The 19,908-nt window shown below is 57.9% G+C and carries 21 protein-coding genes; 12 read left to right on the top strand and 9 right to left on the bottom strand.

All coding sequences use genetic code 11. The features are described 5' to 3' along the window. Window positions 1-138: 138 nt before the first annotated feature. The 6 genes from dapA (at window position 139) to ACZ1G7_RS14555 (ending at window position 4,289) form a co-directional block, all read left to right on the top strand. Entirely contained in the window at window positions 139-1,011 is an 873-nt protein-coding gene (gene dapA, locus ACZ1G7_RS14580) for a 4-hydroxy-tetrahydrodipicolinate synthase (protein ID WP_472660112.1), read from the top strand. 149 nt (window positions 1,012-1,160) lie between these two features. Further along, window positions 1,161-1,430, top strand: a complete 270-nt coding sequence (locus tag ACZ1G7_RS14575; protein WP_472660111.1) for a GNAT family N-acetyltransferase — start codon at window positions 1,161-1,163, stop codon at window positions 1,428-1,430. A 19-nt stretch (window positions 1,431-1,449) separates the two neighbouring features. Further along, window positions 1,450-1,923 carry an SsrA-binding protein SmpB gene (gene smpB / locus ACZ1G7_RS14570; protein WP_472660110.1) on the top strand — a complete coding sequence of 158 codons (474 nt, stop codon included), beginning with the start codon at window positions 1,450-1,452 and terminating at the stop codon, window positions 1,921-1,923. Continuing rightward, window positions 1,923-2,198 (top strand): hypothetical protein, encoded by a 276-nt coding sequence (locus ACZ1G7_RS14565; protein WP_472660109.1) that lies wholly within the window; start codon window positions 1,923-1,925, stop codon window positions 2,196-2,198. Before smpB ends, ACZ1G7_RS14565 begins: the two co-directional genes overlap by 1 nt. Before the next feature lie 54 nt (window positions 2,199-2,252). Further along, the gene (sseA, locus tag ACZ1G7_RS14560; protein ID WP_472660108.1) at window positions 2,253-3,101 is read left to right on the top strand and encodes a 3-mercaptopyruvate sulfurtransferase; all 849 of its coding nucleotides are present in this window, start codon (window positions 2,253-2,255) and stop codon (window positions 3,099-3,101) included. A 3-nt stretch (window positions 3,102-3,104) separates the two neighbouring features. Then, window positions 3,105-4,289: an amino acid aminotransferase gene (locus tag ACZ1G7_RS14555; RefSeq protein ID WP_472660107.1), complete on the top strand. Its 1,185-nt coding sequence runs from the start codon at window positions 3,105-3,107 to the stop codon at window positions 4,287-4,289. A gap of 347 nt (window positions 4,290-4,636) precedes the next feature. Here ACZ1G7_RS14555 and ACZ1G7_RS14550 read toward each other — a convergent pair whose 3' ends face one another. Continuing rightward, on the bottom strand, window positions 4,637-5,107 hold the full coding sequence (locus ACZ1G7_RS14550) for a protein tyrosine phosphatase family protein (RefSeq protein WP_472660106.1): 471 nt from the start codon (window positions 5,105-5,107) through the stop codon (window positions 4,637-4,639). Window positions 5,108-5,232: 125 nt separating this feature from the next. On the opposite strand from ACZ1G7_RS14550, the gene ACZ1G7_RS14545 reads away from it, so the two are divergent. From ACZ1G7_RS14545 to ACZ1G7_RS14530, 4 genes are all read left to right on the top strand, one after another. After that, window positions 5,233-5,859, top strand: coding sequence for a queuosine precursor transporter (locus tag ACZ1G7_RS14545; protein ID WP_472660105.1), 627 nt, complete (start codon window positions 5,233-5,235; stop codon window positions 5,857-5,859). Between the two features lie 255 nt (window positions 5,860-6,114). After that, window positions 6,115-6,537: an alternative ribosome rescue aminoacyl-tRNA hydrolase ArfB gene (arfB, locus tag ACZ1G7_RS14540; RefSeq protein ID WP_472660104.1), complete on the top strand. Its 423-nt coding sequence runs from the start codon at window positions 6,115-6,117 to the stop codon at window positions 6,535-6,537. Then, the gene (locus ACZ1G7_RS14535; RefSeq protein ID WP_472660103.1) at window positions 6,527-7,798 is read left to right on the top strand and encodes an aspartate aminotransferase family protein; all 1,272 of its coding nucleotides are present in this window, start codon (window positions 6,527-6,529) and stop codon (window positions 7,796-7,798) included. The genes arfB and ACZ1G7_RS14535 overlap by 11 nt, the downstream gene beginning before the upstream one ends. Further along, the gene (locus tag ACZ1G7_RS14530; RefSeq protein ID WP_472660102.1) at window positions 7,791-8,723 is read left to right on the top strand and encodes a phosphotransferase enzyme family protein; all 933 of its coding nucleotides are present in this window, start codon (window positions 7,791-7,793) and stop codon (window positions 8,721-8,723) included. Before ACZ1G7_RS14535 ends, ACZ1G7_RS14530 begins: the two co-directional genes overlap by 8 nt. 75 nt (window positions 8,724-8,798) lie before the next feature. Here ACZ1G7_RS14530 and pncB read toward each other — a convergent pair whose 3' ends face one another. Next, window positions 8,799-10,091, bottom strand: a complete 1,293-nt coding sequence (pncB, locus tag ACZ1G7_RS14525) for a nicotinate phosphoribosyltransferase (RefSeq protein ID WP_472660101.1) — start codon at window positions 10,089-10,091, stop codon at window positions 8,799-8,801. Window positions 10,092-10,152: 61 nt separating this feature from the next. Then, entirely contained in the window at window positions 10,153-10,758 is a 606-nt protein-coding gene (pncA, locus tag ACZ1G7_RS14520; RefSeq protein ID WP_472660100.1) for a bifunctional nicotinamidase/pyrazinamidase, read from the bottom strand. A gap of 78 nt (window positions 10,759-10,836) precedes the next feature. Here pncA and trhO point away from each other — a divergent pair, with 78 nt between their 5' ends. Then, window positions 10,837-11,736 carry an oxygen-dependent tRNA uridine(34) hydroxylase TrhO gene (trhO, locus tag ACZ1G7_RS14515; RefSeq protein ID WP_472660099.1) on the top strand — a complete coding sequence of 300 codons (900 nt, stop codon included), beginning with the start codon at window positions 10,837-10,839 and terminating at the stop codon, window positions 11,734-11,736. After that, the gene (gene arsH, locus ACZ1G7_RS14510) at window positions 11,733-12,416 is read left to right on the top strand and encodes an arsenical resistance protein ArsH (RefSeq protein ID WP_472660098.1); all 684 of its coding nucleotides are present in this window, start codon (window positions 11,733-11,735) and stop codon (window positions 12,414-12,416) included. The genes trhO and arsH overlap by 4 nt, the downstream gene beginning before the upstream one ends. An 8-nt stretch (window positions 12,417-12,424) precedes the next feature. Here the strand turns inward: arsH and ACZ1G7_RS14505 are convergent, their stop codons facing one another. The 6 genes from ACZ1G7_RS14505 to dnaN all read right to left on the bottom strand — a co-directional run bounded on the left by ACZ1G7_RS14505 (window position 12,425) and on the right by dnaN (window position 19,836). Then, window positions 12,425-13,597 carry an NAD(P)/FAD-dependent oxidoreductase gene (locus ACZ1G7_RS14505; protein WP_472660097.1) on the bottom strand — a complete coding sequence of 391 codons (1,173 nt, stop codon included), beginning with the start codon at window positions 13,595-13,597 and terminating at the stop codon, window positions 12,425-12,427. A 39-nt stretch (window positions 13,598-13,636) separates the two neighbouring features. After that, window positions 13,637-14,053, bottom strand: coding sequence for a hypothetical protein (locus ACZ1G7_RS14500; RefSeq protein ID WP_472660096.1), 417 nt, complete (start codon window positions 14,051-14,053; stop codon window positions 13,637-13,639). Window positions 14,054-14,365: 312 nt separating this feature from the next. Then, entirely contained in the window at window positions 14,366-16,780 is a 2,415-nt protein-coding gene (gene gyrB, locus ACZ1G7_RS14495) for a DNA topoisomerase (ATP-hydrolyzing) subunit B (RefSeq protein WP_472660095.1), read from the bottom strand. Window positions 16,781-16,893: 113 nt separating this feature from the next. After that, on the bottom strand, window positions 16,894-17,514 hold the full coding sequence (locus ACZ1G7_RS14490; protein WP_472660094.1) for a LysE family translocator: 621 nt from the start codon (window positions 17,512-17,514) through the stop codon (window positions 16,894-16,896). Window positions 17,515-17,613: 99 nt separating this feature from the next. Continuing rightward, complete coding sequence (gene recF, locus ACZ1G7_RS14485) at window positions 17,614-18,708, bottom strand: DNA replication/repair protein RecF (protein WP_472660093.1); 1,095 nt, start codon at window positions 18,706-18,708, stop codon at window positions 17,614-17,616. 9 nt (window positions 18,709-18,717) lie between these two features. Further along, window positions 18,718-19,836: a DNA polymerase III subunit beta gene (gene dnaN / locus ACZ1G7_RS14480; protein ID WP_472660092.1), complete on the bottom strand. Its 1,119-nt coding sequence runs from the start codon at window positions 19,834-19,836 to the stop codon at window positions 18,718-18,720. Between the last annotated feature and the right edge of the window lie 72 nt (window positions 19,837-19,908).

Raw genomic sequence — 19,908 nt, 5'->3', positions numbered from 1 at the left:
CGTGCGGGGTTGAGACATGCAAGATAGCGCAGCCCTTGCCCGGCGCAAACTCACAAACTTGGCAAGATCAGGACTTGCAGCTAGGTTCCGCCGAGGCTATCCGGCCCATGCTATATTAACACTCAAGGAGTACGTGTCATGTTCAAGGGATCTATGCCCGCGCTGATCACGCCGTTCAAAGACGGCGCAGTGGATTTTGACGCGCTCAAACACTTGGTCGAATGGCATATCGAGCAGGGTTCGCACGGGCTGGTGCCAATGGGCACAACCGGCGAAAGCCCAACCGTCAGCCATGACGAGCATGACGCCGTGGTGGAATGCGTCGTCAAAGCAGCCGCTGGCCGCGTGCCTGTGATTGCGGGTGCCGGGTCGAACTACACGGTTGAAACCGTGCGGTTGGTCGAGCATGCCAAAAAGGTGGGCGCGGATGCCGCGCTGATCGTGACGCCCTATTACAACAAGCCCACCCAACGCGGGCTGATTGCGCATTACATGGCGGCTGCCGAGGTGGGATTGCCGATCTTCATTTACAACATCCCCGGCCGGTCGGTCATCGACATGACGCCCGAGACCATGGGCGAGCTGGCCAAACACCCGATGATCATCGGCGTCAAAGACAGCACTGCCGATATGGCGCGTGTGTCCAAGCAGCGCGAATTGTGTGGTCCTGACTTCTGCCAGATGTCGGCGGAAGATGCCTCAGCGCTGGGTTTCCACGCGCATGGCGGGGTTGGCTGCATCTCGGTCACGGCCAATGTCGCGCCAAAGCTCAGCGCGGAGTTCCAAGATGCGATGACCGCAGGCGACTACGCCAAGGCGCTGACCTATCAGGACAAGCTGATGCCGCTGCATGAGGCGATCTTCACGGAACCGGGCCTGATCGGTGCGAAATATGGCGTCTCCCTGCTGGGCAAATGCAGCGAAGAGGTGCGCCTGCCGCATGTCGGCCTGGAAGACAGCACCAAAGAGAAGATCAAAGCTGCCATGCGCGGCGCGGGGCTGATCAACTGATCCTGCGCCCGTATCAACCAAACGACTTAAGCGGCCTCCTAACCTGTTGGGAGGCCGCAATTCGTTCAACCAATCCGCTGCTTCCCGAAAGCTTCATTCTGGCCGAGCTGGGCAATATCGCGCATAGCTACATCCCTAATGTCGAGACGATGGTTGCCGACAAAGACGGTGTGGCCGGGTTCATTTCCTTGCTGGGGCGCGAGGTGGCCGCGTTATTCGTGCATCCGATCCATCAAGGGACCGGCATTGGCAGCGCGTTGCTGGCCCCGTATCCCGTGCCGCTATCGCTGGAAGTCTTCGAGCAGAACCTAAAAGCGCGCGCCTTTTACCACCGGCACGGGTTTCGGCAAACCGGCGAGCGGCGCCATGAAGAAACTGGCCTAAACCTTTTCCTGCTAGCCCTAGACGAACGCCCCTAGCAGCCCCTATATCGCGGGGATGGCCAAGAAAGACGAAAATAAGAACTACAAGGTGATCGCCGAGAACCGACGCGCCCGCTACGACTACGCCATCGAGGATGACGTGGAATGCGGTATCGTGCTTGAAGGGTCTGAGGTGAAAAGCTTGCGCACGGGCAAAGCGCAGATCACCGAATGCTACGCCGCGGTAGAAGAAGGCGAGCTGTGGCTGGTGAACAGCTACATCCCACCCTATGCGCAAGCCAAAACGTTCCAACATGAAGAACGCCGCCGCCGCAAGCTGCTGGTCAGCAAGAAGGAGCTGGCCAAGCTGTGGTCCGCCACCCAGCGCGAGGGCATGACGCTGGTGCCGCTAGTGTTGTATTTCAACCATGTGGGCCGCGCGAAGATGAAAATCGGGATCGCCAAGGGTAAGAAAAACCACGACAAGCGCGAAACCTCAGCAAAACGCGACTGGAACCGCCAGAAGGCGCGGTTGATGAAAGAGCATTGATGCTGGAGTTTTCTCCATTGTTGCAGTTCCCGTTATTGGCTTTCGTCTATGCAGCCATCGGGATGTTGGCCTGTAACGTCTTGGCGGTGCTTGTTAAACCGCTCAACCTTGGACTTTTTCTGAACCTTGTTGTGGGCGGCTGCATTGGCGCGCTCGCCGGTAGCTTTGCATATATCAATATCCGCGTTGACATGGTTGACGGCGCCCTCGCCGTCCTTGCCCCAATTCTGGTGATGAGCACGGTTGGCGCTTTCCTGAACCACCGCGCCCGCTAGACAGCGCTTGGGCTTGGCGCTAGGTGTCAGGCATCCCGAAGTGGCAGGTGAAACATGTCAGACGACCCGACGACCTTGGTCAGCACCGACTGGCTGGCACAGCATATCAACGACCCGGATTTGCGCATTCTGGACGCAAGCTGGTACCTGCCCGATGCCGGGCGCGACGCGAAAGCTGAATACGGTCGCGGCCATATCCCCGGCGCACGGTTCTTTGATATTGATGAGATCGCCGATACGCGGTCCGCCCTTCCGCATATGGCCCCGCCGGCCGAAAAATTCATGTCCCGATTGCGCGCCATGGGCGTGGGCGACGGGCATCAAGTAGTGGTCTATGACGGCGCTGGGCTGTTTTCAGCGGCGCGCGTTTGGTGGCTGTTTCGCCTGATGGGCAAGACCGATATTGCCGTGCTCGATGGTGGCTACCCAAAATGGGTCGCGGAGGGTCGCGAGACGGAGGACCTGCCCCCGGTTTTGAAAGAACGCCACATGACCGTGCAACGCCAAGCGCATCTGGTGCGCGACGTCACGCAAGTCGCCGCAGCCGCCAAGCTAGGGGATCACGCCATACTGGACGCCCGCGGCCCGGGTCGCTTTGCGGGGACTGAGCCCGAGCCACGCGAAGGGATGCGCGCCGGGCATATGCCGGGCGCCACCAATGTGCATTACGCAACTTTGCTGAATGCCAACGGTACGATGAAATCCGTCCCGCAGCTCAAAACGACGTTTGAGGCCTCCGGCGCCGATCTGACCAAGCCTGTGATCACAACTTGTGGGTCGGGTGTGACGGCGGCAATCCTCTCACTTGCGCTGGAACGGATTGGTCATCGCAACCACGCCCTTTATGACGGGTCTTGGGCCGAATGGGGCCAGTTTGACCAATTGCCGATAGAAACCGGATAAGACATGTTTGAGACCTTGAAGGCGCAGCCCGCCGACAAAATCCTCGCCCTGATGGCAGCCTTCAAGGCTGACCCGCGAGAGACAAAAATCGACCTCGGTGTGGGCGTTTATAAAGACGCGACAGGACTGACCCCGATCATGCGCGCCGTGAAGACAGCAGAAAAGCAGCTGTGGGAGGTCGAAGCCACCAAATCCTACACCGGGCTAGCCGGCGAGGCAGATTTCCACCACGCCATGCGGGACCTGATCCTGGGCGACACGGTGAGCCCCAATAATTTCGCCGCTGCCGCCACACCCGGCGGGACCGGCGCCGTGCGTCAGGGGCTCGAGCTGATTCAGATGGCCAGCCCCGAGGCCACGATCTGGCTGTCGGCCCCGACATGGCCAAACCACCCCTCGATCATCAAATACCTCGGCATGAACATGGCGGAGTACCGCTATTTTGACGCCGATACGCGCGCCGTCGATTTCAATGGGATGTTGACGGATCTGTCGAATGCCAAGCCCGGCGATGTGGTGCTGCTGCATGGCTGCTGCCACAACCCGACCGGCGCGAATCTGAACAGCCAGCAATGGCAGGAGGTCTCGGACCTGCTGATCGCCAAGCAGCTCATCCCCTTTGTCGATATCGCCTACCAAGGCTTCGGCGACGGGTTGGAGGCGGATGCCTGGGGCGTGCGCCACCTGGCCAAAAAGCAGCCTGAAATGCTGATTGCGGCGAGCTGTTCGAAGAATTTCGGGGTCTACCGCGAACGCGTCGGCTTGCTGATGGCGCTTGCGCAAGACAGCGCGAAGACCGAGCTAAACCAGAAAACGCTGGCATTCCTGAACCGCCAGAACTTTTCATTCCCGCCGGACCATGGCGCGCGGGTTGTCACGATGATTCTGACCGACGATGCGTTGCGCAAGGATTGGGCCGCTGAGTTAGAAGACGTGCGCACCGGCATGCTCAAGCTGCGCAAGCAACTGGCCGACACGCTGCGCAAGCGCACCGGGTCTGATAGGTTTGGGTTTCTGGCAGATCACCGCGGTATGTTCTCACGCCTCGGCGCTACGCCGGAACAGGTTGAGGCGATGCGCAAGAGCCATGGCATCTATATGGTCGGTGACAGCCGGATGAATATCGCGGGCCTCAACGAGGCGTCGATCCCCATCCTTGCAGATGCGATTGTGGAGGCCGGGGTCTAAACGAACCGCTCGCCCTGACATTTTGGGCAACGACCGGTCTTGCGCCCCATGCAACCTGAACAGCGGTCAAAATTCGGTTTTCCGTCAAAGGTTTTACCGATCATGACGCGGCCGGACCCCGCACAAATGCGGCAGGGCGCCAGCCCTGTGCCGTTGCATCGATGGCATTGCCGCTTGATTTCGGGCACTTTTTTCCGGATTCTCACATGCGTTTCCACTACGCCATCCTTCCATCAGACTTACCTAACGGAACCGGGGTGGCACTTAATTGTGGAAATTCTGGGGCAATTTCCGAATATTGCGCCGTTTATACGGCCTTTGAGGCCGAAAATCGGCTTTTTCATGCCCTAATAGTCATAACCTTTGTACCGATTGGGTTTCTGAGCATCCTCAGGCTTGCCAATGAATTCGGCCCAAACGTCGCCCGGCCGCCAGATCGAATCCATGCGTGCGAACGCTTCTTCCGCATCACCGCCGCGCCCTTCAGCCGCAAAACGGTAGAAGAATGCTGAGACCCGCGCGTTGTAGATGCAATGCACATGAACGGGTGCCTCCCCAATGAGCGCAAGAGTCTCACAAAAATCGGTAAAATCAGCATCTGTAGGAGCATCAAAATCAACCGGAATATAGTGATAACGGACGCCGAGCGCGTCTAGGCTGCCCGCCTCATCCGGTAAAGCGCCCTTATTGCTATGCGGCCCAAGGTTGATCACGTCACCCACGCCCATCGCTTTGATCTTTGCCAATTGCGTCTCGGTCGGCTGACCAGAGCTTGTCACATGCGCATTCACGCGCCGCCAGTTGATCACATCTTCCACGAAACGCCTGCCCTGAGTTCTAAACCCGCTTGGCCAAATGATAGCCCTTGCGCCGCGAGCACGCATCTCCTAAACCGCGCCTCACTTTCCAAGTCTCCGCTACCTTGTCAAAACGGAACACATCAATGACACGTCTTATCCCCGGCATTCTTGCCATGGCCGCTGTGGTGGTCGCCTCCAACATTCTGGTGCAATTCTTGTTCGGCAATTGGCTGACTTGGGGCGCTTTCACCTATCCAATTGCATTTTTGATCACCGACCTGATGAACCGGCTGTATGGCGTCTCCGCCGCGCGCAAAGTCGTATTTGCAGGCTTCATCGTCGGCATCATCTGTTCGCTGATCGGGTCGCAAATCATGCTCGAGTTCGGACCAGCCGTACCGCTGCGCATCGCCGTGGCATCGGCCATCGCCTTCCTGACGGCGCAATTGTTGGACGTGTCTATCTTCGACCGTTTGCGCGCCGGTACATGGTGGAAAGCGCCGCTGGTCTCAACAATTGTGGGGTCTGCTGTCGACACAGCGCTTTTCTTTACCATCGCCTTTTCCGCTTCCGTCACCATCTTTGGCCCGGGCGCAGACGCCGCTGTGAACTGGTCTTGGGAAGGCGTGCCGCTGCTTGGCCAAGGCCCGCTTTTGCCGCTTTGGGTATCGCTGGCTGTGGCTGATTGGGGCGTGAAACTGGCTGTTGCTTTGGTGGCACTTGTCCCGTTCCGCATCCTCGTTACAAAACTTTCGCAAAGGGCTGTGTAAAAACATCTTGTTTTATACACAAGATATGGCACCATCATTCTCAACAGCAACCAGAGAAAGGAGGTGTCCATGTCTAGAGTGATATTGGAAGAAGGTGTCAAGCAAGGTGCGGAGGTGCGCTTTTAGGGGCAGCCCCCTGAACCACACCGAGGTACCAGGTCAATCCACTTGACCCCACCTCCATCAGATCTCGGAAGGGTCGCTGCGCTGTCGGCGGCCCTTTCTCTTTGGCCCGCACGCGCATACGGTGCTGCCATGATCCGCGTAAACGACCAAATCACCATCGAAGACTGGGAGCTTTCCGAAAGCTTCACCCGCGCCTCTGGGCCCGGCGGGCAGAACGTCAACAAGGTCTCCACGGCTGTCGAATTGCGGTTCGAAGCCGAGCGGTCCCCCCATCTGCCCCCGGCGGTCAAAGCCCGATTGAAGCGTTTGGCCGGGCGGCGATGGACGAATGAGGGTGCGTTGGTGCTGCAGGTTCAAGACACGCGCAGCCAGGCCCGCAATCGCGAGATCGCCGAAACACGGCTGAAAGAGCTGATCCTCAAAGCATGCGAAACGCCCAAAAAACGGCGCCCGACCCGACCAACGCTGGGGTCCCAAAGGCGCCGCATCGCCGCCAAGAAGCAACGCGGCGAAATCAAATCGATGCGTGGGAAAATCAACTATGACGACTGACCTTTTGGCGCGCCGCGCCGAACGACTTGGCCCCAATGTGCCCACCTTTTATGAGGAACCGGTCCATATTGTGCGCGGTGAGGGTGTCTGGCTTTGGGATGCGAACGGGCGCAAATATCTCGATTGCTACAACAATGTTCCACATGTCGGTCACTGCCATCCGCATGTGGTTGAGGCGATTGCGCGGCAGGCTGCGACACTCAACACCCATACACGCTACTTGCATGAAGGCATTCTCGACTATGCCGACCGGCTGACCGCCAAGCTGGACCACGACCTGAGCCAGATGATCATGGTTTGCACCGGGTCAGAGGCAAACGATATCGCCCTGCGCATGGCGCAAGCTGTAACCGGAAAAGCCGGATTCATCGCGACCGACAACACCTATCACGGCAACACCTCCGCCGTCTCTGCGCTGTCCACACGCCGCCCGCCGATTGGCGGCTATCCCGGACATATCCGTCTGGTGCCCGCGCCAAATTCTGTCGATCCCTTGGGTGGCACGCAAGAAGATCAGGCGCAGGTCTTCGCCGAAAACATCGCCCGCGCGATTTCGGAATTGGAGGCTGCTGGACATGGCTTTGCGGGTCTTATGCTCTGCCCCAGCTTCGCCAACGAGGGTTTCCCGAGCGTCGCACCCGGCTTCCTTGATCCGACGGTTTCAGCCGTCAAAGCTGCTGGCGGCCTGATCCTGTGTGATGAGGTGCAACCCGGTTTCGGGCGGCTTGGGTCCCATTTCTGGGGGCATGATTGGCTGGGCTTCGCGCCCGATGTGGTCACCATCGGCAAGCCCATGGCCAATGGGCATCCCTGTGCTGCGGCCATCGCGCGCCCTGACATAATGGCGGCCTTCCGCACCGCTTTTGGGTATTTCAACACATTTGGTGGCAACCCGGTCAGCTGCGCTGCGGCCATGGCCACACTTGATGTGTTGGAAGACGAAGGTTTGCAAAGAAACGCTCTAGAAACGGGTGCTTACGCCTTGTCGCGCCTCGCCCAGGTCGAACATCCGCTCAAGGTCGAGGCCCGCGGCCAAGGCCTGTTTTTCGGCATCGAATTCGCCCATGCAGATGGCAGCCCGGCCACAGATTTCGCCGCCCGCATCGTCGAAGGAATGCGCAAGCGCGGTGTGCTGTTGAACCGGATCGGGCGGCATATGAACACGCTGAAGATGCGTCCGCCTATGCCGTTCACGCGCGACCATGCCGACCTTGCCATGGACACGCTAAACACGGTCTTGAATGACACGCCCTATGACTGATTTGACGGCCCAAGCGATCAAAGCCTGTGCATCTTGGGGCGGCTCACTAACGCCGCCGCGCCTGATCGCCGACCGCGAAAACGCTGTGTTTGAGGTCACCCTCGCAGGCGGTATCAAAGCAGCCTTGCGCCTACACCGCCCGGGTTACCAGACTGCCGCCGATATCTGGGCGGAACTTCATTGGACAAACGCGCTTGCAAAACAAGGTTTCCCCTGCCCCCGGCCCATCCTGACCGACCTGCAAGGGATGGTTGTGAGCGACGCCCTTGGCAATGTGACGTCGATGGTATCCTGGATCGACGCAGCGCCGATTGGGGAGGGCGGGAAACCATTTGATGGCACATTGCAAGACCACCTCACCCTTATGGAACGCCTCGGCCAAACCATCCGCGACATGCATCAGATCACGGACGAGCTGAAGTTTGGTCAGTTGCAGCGCCCCAGCTGGGACAAAGACGCGTTGCTTGGCGAAAACCCGCATTGGGGCCGGTTTTGGGACAATCCCTCGCTCAGCACTGATGAGGTCGAACTACTGCAAAAAACACGCGCAAATGCTGCGCAGCAATTGTCTAGTATCAAAGACTTAGACATAGGACTGATCCATGCCGACCTGCTACAGGAAAACATACTGCAAAACGCGGATGGGTTGCATATCATTGACTTCGATGATGCAGGCTATGGCTACCGGTTATACGATCTGGGCACTGCGCTGGTGCAACACCAAGACCACCCAAACCGCAACGCGCTCGCCGCCGCTCTCTGCCGTGGTTATGGCTGCGACCCGCAGTTGATGCCGCTTTTCACTCTGCTACGCGCGCTCGCATCCTGCGGCTGGGTAATCGCGCGTTGCCCTGAAGATGACCCGCGCCAACGGGTCTATGCAGAACGCGCATTGCGCTGCGCACACCGCTTCCTCAACGCGTAACCCGCCCCTTCATTGTTTTAAAAATATTCCGGGGGAGGGCGCGAAGCGCACGGGGGCTGGCCCCCATCTGGGTTTTCAAACAACGACGTCCAATTCGCGCTGCGCGCCGACGCCAAAGACACGCTTATACCGTTCGATCTCCAACGCCGGACCCATGGCCTTTTTGGGGTTGTCTGACAGCTTCACAGTCGCATTTCCGTTCGCGCTGACGGCTTTGCAGACCAGTGAAAACGCCTTCAACGCGTCATCGGGCACAAGACCGCGGAAATCGTTGGTCAGCATCGTGCCCCACCCGAAGGAGACCCGCACGCGGCCTGCAAACTGCGTTTGCAGCTCTATAATTTTATCAACGTCGAGCCCGTCTGAGAAGATCACCAGCTTCTCGCGCGGGTCTTCGCCGCGTTCAGTCCACCACTTGATCGCGATCTCGGCAGCGGTTGCCGGATCCCCGGAATCCACGCGAATACCTGTCCATTTCGCAAGCCAGTCGGGCGCATTATTCAAAAACCCTTCGGTCCCATAGGTATCGGGCAAAATAATACGCAGATTGCCATCATGTTCCTCATGCCAATCGGCCAGAACGTCGTAGGGCGCGCGGCGCAATTCGTCGTCACTTTGCGCAAGTGCGGAATACACCATCGGCAATTCATGCGCGTTGGTTCCAATCGCTTCGACCTCCCGCCGCATCGCGATCAGGCAGTTCGACGTACCTGCGAATTTCCCACCCAGCCCCTCGCCCATGGCCTGGACGCACCAGTCCTGCCACATGAAACTATGCCGACGCCGGGTCCCGAAATCCGCCAGCCGCAAGTCCTTAACGCCTTGCAGCGCCTCGACTTTTTCCCACAGCCGCGTCATCGCGCGGGCGTATAGCACCTGTAGCTCGAACCGGCCCATGTCTTTCAATACCGCGCGCGAGCGCAGCTCCATCAAAATCGCAAGCGCGGGAATTTCCCACAGCATCACGTCAGGCCATTTGCCTTCAAATGTCAGCTCATATTGCCCGTCACGCTTTTCCAAATGGTAGTCGGGCATGCGAAACCCTTCGAACCACTCCATGAAATCGGGCCGGAACATCTGCCGCTTGCCGTAAAACGTGTTGCCGCGCAAAAAGGTGCTTTCCCCGCGCGACAGCGACAGGGATCGCACATGATCCAATTGCTCGCGCAGCTCGCCCTCATCGACGATATCGGCCAGGCGGATGGATTTGGTCCGGTTGATCAGCGAGAAGGTGACATCAGTGTCGGGTTTGTTGCGAAACACCGATTGGCACATCAGCAGCTTGTAAAAATCCGTGTCAATCAGCGAGCGGACGATCGGGTCGATCTTCCACTTGTGATTGTAAACGCGTGTCGCGATGTCGACCATGTGAAGCCTCCCTGACCGAACAGCAGTTAGAGCGGATGTGGCCGCGCCTGTCCAGTGCCGCTTAAGCGGCCAATGTCACGCCAGCGTCGCGCATATTCTCAACGGCGGTCTTCAGACTGTCTTCGGCAATTGCGCGGCTCATTTCATAGGCGACCGTCACGTCGAATTCCAGCTTGGCGCCATCAATGGCGGAATAGGCCACGCAATAGTCCAGCGCCAGGCCCACCAGTGTCAGCTTCTGGATCGACCGCATCCGCAAATATCCCGCCAGTCCCGTTGTCGTGGTCCGGTCATTTTCAAAAAACGCCGAGTAGCTGTCGATGCCCGGCCGAAAGCCTTTGCGCACAATCATTTGGGCCGGGTTGAGATTCAAATCGGGGTGAAACGCGGCACCGTCGCTGCCTTGAATGCAATGATCCGGCCACAGCATTTGTGGGCCATACGCCATCTCGGTCATGGTGAACGGGTCCATCCCTGCATGCGACGAAGCAAAAGAGGAATGCCCGGACGGATGCCAATCCTGCGTGAGGATCACATTTTGAAAATCGCCCATCAGATCGTTAATATCGCTGACGATCTCATCGCCGCCCGCAACGGCCAAGCCGCCGCCGGGGCAAAAATCGTTTTGCATATCAATCACGATCAAAGCTTCGGATGCATCGCGCATGAGCCACCTCCTGTGGTTGCTCTATTGCTAGGCCGCTCCCCTCTTGAATGCAACGCCCAAGCCTCGTATCTGGGCGCCATGTACACCGTCGCGGCCCTATACCACTTCACCCGTTTTGATGATCCCGACGGCCTGCGCCCGGCGCTGGTGGCACTGTGTGAGACGCATGGGATCCGGGGCACGCTTCTGGTCGCGCGCGAAGGCATCAATGGCACCGTTGCCGGAAAACGTGATGGCATCGACGCGTTGCTGGCGCATCTGCGCGCCCTACCCGGCTGTGCCACGTTGGAGCATAAGGAAAGCACTGCTTCCCAAATGCCATTCAACCGAATGAAAGTCCGGCTGAAGCGCGAGATTGTGACCATGGGCCAACCCGACGTGGACCCGACCGCCGGCACCGGGCATTATGTCGAGCCGGAGGACTGGAACGCATTGATTGAAAGCGACGATGTCGCGGTGATCGACACCCGCAATGATTATGAGGTCGCGATAGGCACTTTTCAGGGGGCCATCGACCCGGAAACCAAAAGCTTCGGCGAATTTCCAGCCTGGTGGCAGGCCAATAAAGACCGGTTCCACAACAAGAAAATTGCGATGTTTTGCACTGGCGGCATCCGCTGTGAAAAATCGACCAACTACCTTCTGGGCCAGGGCGTCGAAGACGTGTTTCATCTCAAAGGCGGCATTCTCAAGTATCTTGAGCGCATTCCCGAAGGCCAAAGCACCTGGGATGGGGAGTGTTTCGTGTTTGACGGGCGGGTTTCCGTTGGCCACGGGCTGAAGGAAGGCAAGCACAAGCTGTGCTATGCCTGCCGTCGCCCGCTGGAACCCGAAGACCTGCGTCGTGGCGAATATGAGCCGGGTGTCTCTTGCCACCACTGCATTGACGAGACGTCGGAGGCCGACAAAACCCGCTTCCGCGACCGTCAAAGACAGATCGAGCTGGCCCATAAACGCGGCGAAAGGCATATCGGATGAGCGACACACCCAATATTGAAGACAGCCAGTTTCAGCCCATCGCGTTTGACGGCCCACCGCCGAACATCTTGTTGCTGTACGGCTCACTGCGCGACACGTCCTATTCGCGTGCCGCCTCTGAGGAATGCGCGCGGATCTTGCAGAAATTCGGGGCCGAGACCGTGACCTATGACCCGCGCGGCCTGCCCTTGCCGGACGCCGAAGACGCCAGCCACGAAAAAGTAGCCGAGCTGCGCGACAAGGTCACCGCCTGCGACGCCATGGTCTGGGTCAGCCCAGAGCGTCACGGCGCGATGACGGGCATCATGAAAACGCAGATCGACTGGATCCCGCTGGCACTGGGTGGCGTACGGCCGACCCAAGGCAAGGTGCTGGCCATCGGTCAGGTTAATGGCGGCTCCCAAAGTTTCAACACGGTCAACCAGCTGCGCATTCTGGGCCGCTGGATGCGTCTGCTGACCATCCCGAACCAGTTCTCGACCCCCAAAGCGTGGCTTGAATTTGAAAAGGGCCGCATGAACCCGTCGCCGTTCTACAACCGTATGGTCGATGTGATGGAAGAACTGATGCGCTTCACGATCCTAACCCGCGACATTCGCGACGAGCTGGTCGACCGCTATTCAGAACGCGTGGAAAGCGCGGCAGAGCTGTCGAAACGGGTCAATCAAAAGTCGATCTGACGACCCACTCACCTTCGAAAAAGCTGCGCAGATCGGTCCACACATTTCCGCCAAATCAAAAGCGTTACCCTTCGCACAATCATCCCAACCGAAAAGTCATTTTGAAAATAGCGCATCAGTTCGGCACCTGGCATTTTTTCCATGCGCCGTAGCGAGCGTTCCCAGTTTTTTGTCGTGTATTTGGCCGCCGCGCGATTGATCCAGAACCCGATCTGATAGTTAAGCGACAGCTGACGTGCCGCTTGTCTTTCCCATCTTTTCAGTGCCTTGGGGGACCCTTCAGACAAAGCATGCCCCAAGAGCCGACCTTGTTTTATGCAAATGCGCAACCCTTCGCCAAGCGTTGGGGTTGCCATGTTCGCACTGTCCCCCACGCGGATGACATCCCCGTAGACCAGCTGTTTTTCATAGGCGATTGAGGGGATCGTACCTGCATTGACATGCTCGCCGTCGGGGCGTGGGATGGCCATTCGTTCTAGCTGATCTGATGCCAAAAGCGCTGCCATCATGTCCTTAGGCGAGGCATCGGAATCCGGACGTATGACCCCAACGCCCAACCGCATCGTCCCGTAATTTGTCGGAAAAGCCCAGCCATAGCCTGACAGTGCAAAAGCGCCAAAAAACAAAACCGCACGTCTCATGTCCGCGCCTGCAACGGGGTATTCGTATTCCAACCCGACCGCGTCGCGCGCGGGTTTCTGGTTTAGGCCCAGGCTTTCAAGAACGGCGCAATGCCAGCCCGAAGCGTCAATGATCTGACGCGATTTGATCTGCCATTCGCCCTCCCCTGCGGTGCGCAGGGTAGACAAATAGCCCGCCTCAACGCGCTTTGTACGCAAGAATTTGGTGCCGCAAAATATTTCGGACGATGCCCGCGCGCCGAGCCATTTGTAGAGCCGCGTTATGTCGAGCACCACCGCTGGCGCGTCACGAATATCAACATTGACTTCGCGCGTGTCCGAAAAAACGTCCATCTGATCAATGCGTTGGTAGAATTCTTCTGGAATTTCAAGGCGCTGCACGTCTTTCAACCATGACCCACCAGAGGTTCGAACAGGTTTGCCAATTTCTTTGTCCTGATGCACCAAGACGGAGTCGACACCTTGCAGCGCGCCCGAGACTGAAAGCCCTGCTGGCCCGCCGCCAACAATCAGAATATCCGTTTCTAGAATCTCGACCATGGTCCCTCCTGCCACGCAGGGCGAGGACCTGCCAGAGGGTCAGGGCAATGCGTCATAGGTGTACCCAAAGACGGCTTCTTGCGCGAGGTCGAGCGCGTCCAACACAAAACTAAGATCCCCTTGTGTGAATTCAGGCAGGGCTGACAAGTTTCGGTCGCCGGCACCGTCACGGCGCATTGTCCTTGAGACATCGTCTTCAATTGCTTCCAGATCGCTCGACGACGGCAGGCCCATCCTGTCGCGCACAAGGTTAATCGTCTCAACAGGTGCATCACGCGCTGCTTCATAGGAAAGAAATACCGCGTTTGGCGTCAGCGCACGCAACTTGAGAAGCGATTGTAACTTGAGGTTTCTCAGCTCGACCACATTGGAAATCGGCGCGCCCGTGATCGGATGACGCTCGCCCATCATCTCAACGCTGCGATCAAGCCCAAGCCGTTTGTTGGGTTTCCCCAAGACCCTCCCGGTTGCCACGCATGACCACTCATGACGCAAGAATTGCGAAAAATTCGCGTCATTTATCCAAGGCCCAACCTGATGGGGCGTCCGATAAAAACTGGGCAACCAATCCAAAGCGTTCCGTGTCACAGCAATAAAAAGATGCTCCGGTTTTATATAACGCGGCGCGACAAAGCCGTGTTTCCACCCATATTCCTTGGTCCGCTTGAGCTGCGGAATGTTCTGCTCTAGCAATCGCTCGACATAATTTGTGCCCGAGCAGCGCTCCCCATAGATCGCAAACCCGGTAAAGCCGTCGGACGACACAGGTTAGAAATCCAGATTCTCAACCGACAGAGCGTTGGTTTGGATGAACTCCCGCCGCGGTTCGACGACATCCCCCATCAGCTTGGTGAAAATATCGTCGGCCTCAGCCATATCTTCGACCTTCACCTGCAAAAGCGTGCGGGCATCTGGGTCCAGCGTGGTTTCCCATAGCTGGTCAGGGTTCATCTCGCCCAACCCTTTATAGCGCTGCAAAGATAAGCCTTTTTCGCCTTCTTCTAGGATGGATTGCAGCAGGTCGATGGGGCCGTAGACCGGCTGTTCGCGATCTTTGCGCATCAGTTTCGCTGGTTGGGAATAGGTCTCTTGCAAGGACGGCGTCATTTGACCCAAACGCCGGGCCTCGCCGGATCGCAGCACACCACCATCAAGGATGCGGACTTCTTCCACACCGCGCAATACGCGCCAGAGACGGATACCCTTGTCTTGCGTCGGGCGGCCTTGCCAACCGCGCTCATATTCCAGGGCAATCAGGTCGAGGCGCTTGGCTACGGTATCCGCAACACCTTGCAAATCCGCCTCAAGCTTGGCGCCATCAAACGCCCCTGCAATGGCAGATTGTTCAAGGATATGGCGCGGATAATGGGTCGGGAACGCATCGAGGATACGGCGCACGGTGCGGGCTTCTTCAACGATGCGGCGCAGGTCTTCGCCAACGATCTCTTCGCCGGATTGCAGCTTGAGCATGGCCCCATCGATGCCCTGTTCGATCAGGTAATCCTCGAGCCCGCCTTGGTCTTTGATATAGACCTCAGACCGGCCCCGGCTGACCTTGTAGAGCGGCGGCTGGGCGATAAAAAGGTGACCGTTTTCAATAAGTTCCGGCATTTGACGGTAGAAGAAGGTCAGCAAGAGCGTCCGGATATGCGCCCCATCCACATCGGCGTCTGTCATGATGACGATTTTGTGGTAGCGCAGCTTGGAAATGTCGAATTCATCGCGGCCAATGCCCGTGCCGAGCGCCATAACAAGGTTACCGATTTCTTGGCTGCCAAGCATCCGGTCGAACCGTGCGCGTTCGACGTTGAGGATCTTGCCACGAAGCGGCAACACGGCTTGTGTCTGACGGTCCCGGCCCGTTTGGGCTGATCCGCCGGCGCTGTCACCCTCGACCAAAAAGACTTCAGTCTTGGATGGGTCTTTTTCGGAGCAGTCCTTGAGCTTGCCAGCCAGAAAATTAACGTCCATCGCCGTTTTGCGCCGGGTCAGTTCGCGCGCCTTGCGCGCGGCCTCCCGGGCGTGGGCGGCTTCGATGATTTTGGTGACGATGATGCGGGCTTCATTGGGGTTCTCTTCGAACCACTCGGCCAGCTTTTCGTTCATCAGGCTTTCAACCGCTGGGCGCACCTCGGAGGAGACGAGCTTGTCTTTGGTTTGGCTGGAAAATTTTGGGTCGGGCACTTTGACGGACAAGACACATGTCAGCCCTTCGCGCGCGTCGTCGCCAGTGAAGGAGACCTTCTCTTTTTTCGCGATGCCGGTGGTCTGCGCGTAGCTGTTGATGGTGCGCGTTAGCGCGCCGCGGAAGCCTGCCATGTGGGTGCCGCCGTCGCGTTGCGGGATGTTATTGGTAAACGGCAACACGGTTTCATGGTAGCTATCATTCCACCACATCGCGACTTCGACGCCGATTTCATCTTTCTCTCCAACGACATAGATGGGTTCGGGCATCATCGCAGATTTGGAACGGTCGATATATTTGACGAATTCCTTTACGCCGCCCTCGTAATAAAGCTCGCTGCGGAGCTTTTCGGCGGGGCGTTCGTCTTCGAGGATGATGCGCACGCCAGAGTTCAGGAAAGCCAGCTCGCGCAGGCGTTTTTCAAGCGTTTCAAACATAAAGTCGCGGCTGGAAAACGTATCCAGCGAGGCCATAAAGCGCACTTCGGTGCCAGTACGGTCTGTATCGCCCACCACTTCCAAATGCTTAACTGTGTCACCATGTTCAAAACGTGCGATATGTTCTTTGCCTTCGCGCCAGATGCGCAGCTCCAGCCAATCAGACAAGGCGTTGACGACCGAGACCCCCACGCCGTGCAACCCCCCGGAAACCTTATAGGAATTGCTGTCGAATTTACCGCCCGCATGGAGTTGGGTCATGATGACCTCAGCGGCGGAAACGCCTTCTTCTTCGTGAATACCGACAGGAATCCCGCGTCCGTTATCGCCGACGGAGACCGATCCATCGGCGTGAATTTTAACGTTTACGGCGTCGGCATGACCAGCGAGCGCTTCGTCAATTCCGTTATCGACAACCTCATAAACCATGTGGTGCAGACCAGAGCCGTCATCCGTGTCCCCAATATACATGCCGGGCCGCTTGCGTACGGCCTCTAACCCTTTGAGAACTTTAATGGAATCGGCGCCGTAGTCTTCTTGATTTTGCTCTTCTTCGGCCATGTGGTCTTTCCCAACTTTTATGAGCAAAATCTAGCCTTTTTTCAGAGGTTTGTCACGCAATTGACGCAATATATTGTGGTTGAGCCGTGTCGGAAAATTCGATGGAATCCCAACTAGCTGATGGCGATTACGACGCCCACGCCAATTAACAACCAACCAGAAATTATATTGATGCGTTTCAACGCGTTAGGTGACGTCAACAGGCCACGGACGCGGTCCACTGATAGGGCGAGCGCAAGATTGCCCAGAAGTGGCACGAGAAAGCTGAGAAAACAGATTGCAACGATGTCGAGCCATGTGACCTGGCTGAGGTCAAAGAAGCCAGGTAGCACGCCCATGTAGAATAGCACGGCTTTGGGGTTGGCGAGGATCACGACAAGCCCCGCCACAAAGCCCGCCCACATGCCGGGTCGGGTCAGGCGCGAGTTTTCAGAAAGTTGTTTTTCTGCGTTTCTTATCAACAAGATACCCATCGTCACGAACATGACCACGGCGACCCAGCGCAGCACATCCATAAACCAGCTGACCTGATCAACGACCCATGCGACGCCCAAAACGGCGACTAGCGGCCAAAGGACATCACCGATGACGACGCCCAAAGCTAAGGGCCAGGCAGCTCGGAATCCGCCTGACATGGCGCGTGCCAAAAGGGCGACCCAGACGGGCCCGGGGGTCATGAAGAGGATGAAGAGGCCGCCTGCGTAAAACAGCAGCTCGAATGGGGTGATGGTCATGTTTTGTACAAATTGGGGCTGGTTTTGAAAGCGGTTAACCCATTTTGTACAGAATTTGAAAGGTGATCTTTCTTAACCTTTGTTAATAGAGCATGCATTTCAAACACCGGTGACGACAGAAAGACCGTCTTCTTCCGACACCTCGATATGCTGTGCCCGTTCGCCGAGCTCAGCAAATAATTCGGGGCCGGTGCCGGTCATCCAGGCTTGTGCACCTGAGGCGCAGATTTCGTCGTAAAGCGCCGCGCGCCTGCCAGCGTCGAGATGGGCTGCGACCTCATCCAACAGAATGATCGGGGCCGCACCAAAGTCTTCCGACAAGGCGCGCGCATTGGCGAGGATGAGCGAGATCAACAGCGCCTTTTGTTCGCCCGTCGAACACTGGCTGGCAGGGACACCCTTGTCGCGGTAGATCGCGCCCAGATCGGCGCGGTGTGGGCCGATCAGAGTGCGCCCGGCCCGCAAGTCGTCGGGACGCGACCGGTCGAGCGCATCCAATAGGCTGTCTTTGCTGTCGATAAGATCGCCCTCAACCGACAGATCAGCCGTGGGGAAGGCGGTTTGCGCGGCCTCCATCGCGGTACGGAGCCGGGCGATGGTGGAGGCCCGATGGGTAATGATCGCCGCCCCGTTTTCCGCCATTTGATCTTCGAGCGCTTTGTACCACATCGCGTCGCGCACCATATCCTTGAGCAGGCGATTGCGTTCGCGCATCGCTTTCTCATAGGCGACGGTGACTTCGGCATGCCTGGGCTCAAAGCTGAGCGTCATACGATCGAGGAACCTGCGGCGACCTTCTGCGCCTTCGATCCAGAGCCGGTCCATCGCGGGGATCAACCAGACAATCCGGGCAATGCGGCCGAGCGCGATTTGAGGCGCGGTTTTACCGTCGATGGCCACAGCGCGGTTTGCGCCGTGTTCTGCGCGGGTTTCGACCTCATGGATTTGCCCCAAAGAACGCAGGACGCCCGAAACCTTCCAGCCGAGCCGTTCGGGTGCGCGCGCAATCTCATCGGTTTTGGCGCGGCGCATACCGCGACCGGGCGAAAGCATCGAGACGGCTTCAAGAATATTGGTCTTACCGGCACCGTTCGCGCCATGGATCGCAATAGGTCGCCCGTCGCAGGTAATCTGTACGGAGCGGTGCGACCGAAAATGGGAAAGCGTCAGCTCAGAGAGGTAAAGGTCGGCCATTCACAGGCGTCAAACGCGCATCGGCATCACAACGTAAACCGCGGACTGGTCATTGCCTTCGCGCATCAGCGTCGGATCACCGGCGGAGTTGAACATGAAAACGGCATTTTCGCGATCCACCTGGCCCGCAATTTCGAGTAGGTATTTCGCGTTGAAGCCAATTTCGAGACGTTCGTCGCCGTAAGCCACGGCAAGCTCTTCCTCCGCCGCGCCGGAATCAGGAGCGTTGACAGACAGCGTCAGCCGGTCTTCGTCCAGCGCCAGTTTCACTGCGCGCGAGCGTTCCGAGGATACGGTCGAGACGCGGTCGACGGCTTGCGCGAATTCCGCGGCGTCGACTTCGAGCTTGCGGGTGTTTCCCTGTGGGATCACGCGTGTGTAGTCAGGGAATGTGCCGTCGATGACCTTGGAGGTCAGTGTGATGTCTGGCGTCGCAAAGCGCACTTTGGTTTCCGACACGGAGACCGCAATTTGCATATCATCGTCATCGAGCAATTTGCGCAGCTCTGCCACGGTTTTGCGGGGCACGATCACGCCGGGCATATTGGCGGCTTCTGGCGGCAGGTCGGCATCAATGCGGGCAAGCCGGTGGCCGTCTGTGGCCACGCAGCGCAGCACTTTGCCGCCATCACCGTCAGAGACATGCATATAAACGCCGTTCAGGTAGTATCTTGTTTCTTCAGTAGAAATCGCGAATTTCGACTTGTCGAAGAGGCGGCGCAGAACGGGTGCATTTGCGGAAAAGTTAGATTCGTATTCCGAGCTTGCCATGACCGGGAAGTCTTCCTTCGGCAGGGTCGCAAGGGAAAAGTTGGAGCGGCCCGCTTCGACGGTCAGACGACCGGACGCTCCATCGTCGGTGAGCGAGACCAGCGCGCCGTCAGGCAGTTTGCGCACGATTTCATGCAGCGTCGTGGCTGACACGGTTGTGGACCCGGCGCGTTCAACCTGCGCGGGTGCTTTGTCGACCACTTCGATATCAAGGTCAGTGGCGCGGAAGCTGACGGTGTCGCCCTCAGCCTCGATCAGAACATTTGCCAGGATCGGGATCGTGTTGCGGCGTTCAACGACGGATTGGGCCTGGCCCACGGCTTTCAGCAAAACGCTGCGTTCGACACTGATTTTCATCGGGGCGTATCCCTTTTTAGGCAATCGCGTTTTAGACATTTGGGGCGGAGAAGGTACCCTCTCCGCCCGCAA

Source organism: Litoreibacter sp. JB4-2 (genome assembly GCF_055693445.1).
Note: the sequence above shows the minus strand (reverse complement) of the source record. Positions and strands in the feature narration are given on the sequence as shown.

Coding starts and splice junctions, on each gene's coding strand:
- dapA (WP_472660112.1), top strand. CDS start 139: ATGTTCAAGGGATCTATGCCCGCGCTGATCACGCCGTTCAAAGACGGC.
- ACZ1G7_RS14575 (WP_472660111.1), top strand. CDS start 1,161: ATGGTTGCCGACAAAGACGGTGTGGCCGGGTTCATTTCCTTGCTGGGG.
- smpB (WP_472660110.1), top strand. CDS start 1,450: ATGGCCAAGAAAGACGAAAATAAGAACTACAAGGTGATCGCCGAGAAC.
- ACZ1G7_RS14565 (WP_472660109.1), top strand. CDS start 1,923: ATGCTGGAGTTTTCTCCATTGTTGCAGTTCCCGTTATTGGCTTTCGTC.
- sseA (WP_472660108.1), top strand. CDS start 2,253: ATGTCAGACGACCCGACGACCTTGGTCAGCACCGACTGGCTGGCACAG.
- ACZ1G7_RS14555 (WP_472660107.1), top strand. CDS start 3,105: ATGTTTGAGACCTTGAAGGCGCAGCCCGCCGACAAAATCCTCGCCCTG.
- ACZ1G7_RS14545 (WP_472660105.1), top strand. CDS start 5,233: ATGACACGTCTTATCCCCGGCATTCTTGCCATGGCCGCTGTGGTGGTC.
- arfB (WP_472660104.1), top strand. CDS start 6,115: ATGATCCGCGTAAACGACCAAATCACCATCGAAGACTGGGAGCTTTCC.
- ACZ1G7_RS14535 (WP_472660103.1), top strand. CDS start 6,527: ATGACGACTGACCTTTTGGCGCGCCGCGCCGAACGACTTGGCCCCAAT.
- ACZ1G7_RS14530 (WP_472660102.1), top strand. CDS start 7,791: ATGACTGATTTGACGGCCCAAGCGATCAAAGCCTGTGCATCTTGGGGC.
- pncB (WP_472660101.1), bottom strand. CDS start 10,091: ATGGTCGACATCGCGACACGCGTTTACAATCACAAGTGGAAGATCGAC.
- pncA (WP_472660100.1), bottom strand. CDS start 10,758: ATGCGCGATGCATCCGAAGCTTTGATCGTGATTGATATGCAAAACGAT.
- trhO (WP_472660099.1), top strand. CDS start 10,837: ATGTACACCGTCGCGGCCCTATACCACTTCACCCGTTTTGATGATCCC.
- arsH (WP_472660098.1), top strand. CDS start 11,733: ATGAGCGACACACCCAATATTGAAGACAGCCAGTTTCAGCCCATCGCG.
- ACZ1G7_RS14505 (WP_472660097.1), bottom strand. CDS start 13,597: ATGGTCGAGATTCTAGAAACGGATATTCTGATTGTTGGCGGCGGGCCA.
- gyrB (WP_472660095.1), bottom strand. CDS start 16,780: ATGGCCGAAGAAGAGCAAAATCAAGAAGACTACGGCGCCGATTCCATT.
- ACZ1G7_RS14490 (WP_472660094.1), bottom strand. CDS start 17,514: ATGACCATCACCCCATTCGAGCTGCTGTTTTACGCAGGCGGCCTCTTC.
- recF (WP_472660093.1), bottom strand. CDS start 18,708: ATGGCCGACCTTTACCTCTCTGAGCTGACGCTTTCCCATTTTCGGTCG.
- dnaN (WP_472660092.1), bottom strand. CDS start 19,836: ATGAAAATCAGTGTCGAACGCAGCGTTTTGCTGAAAGCCGTGGGCCAG.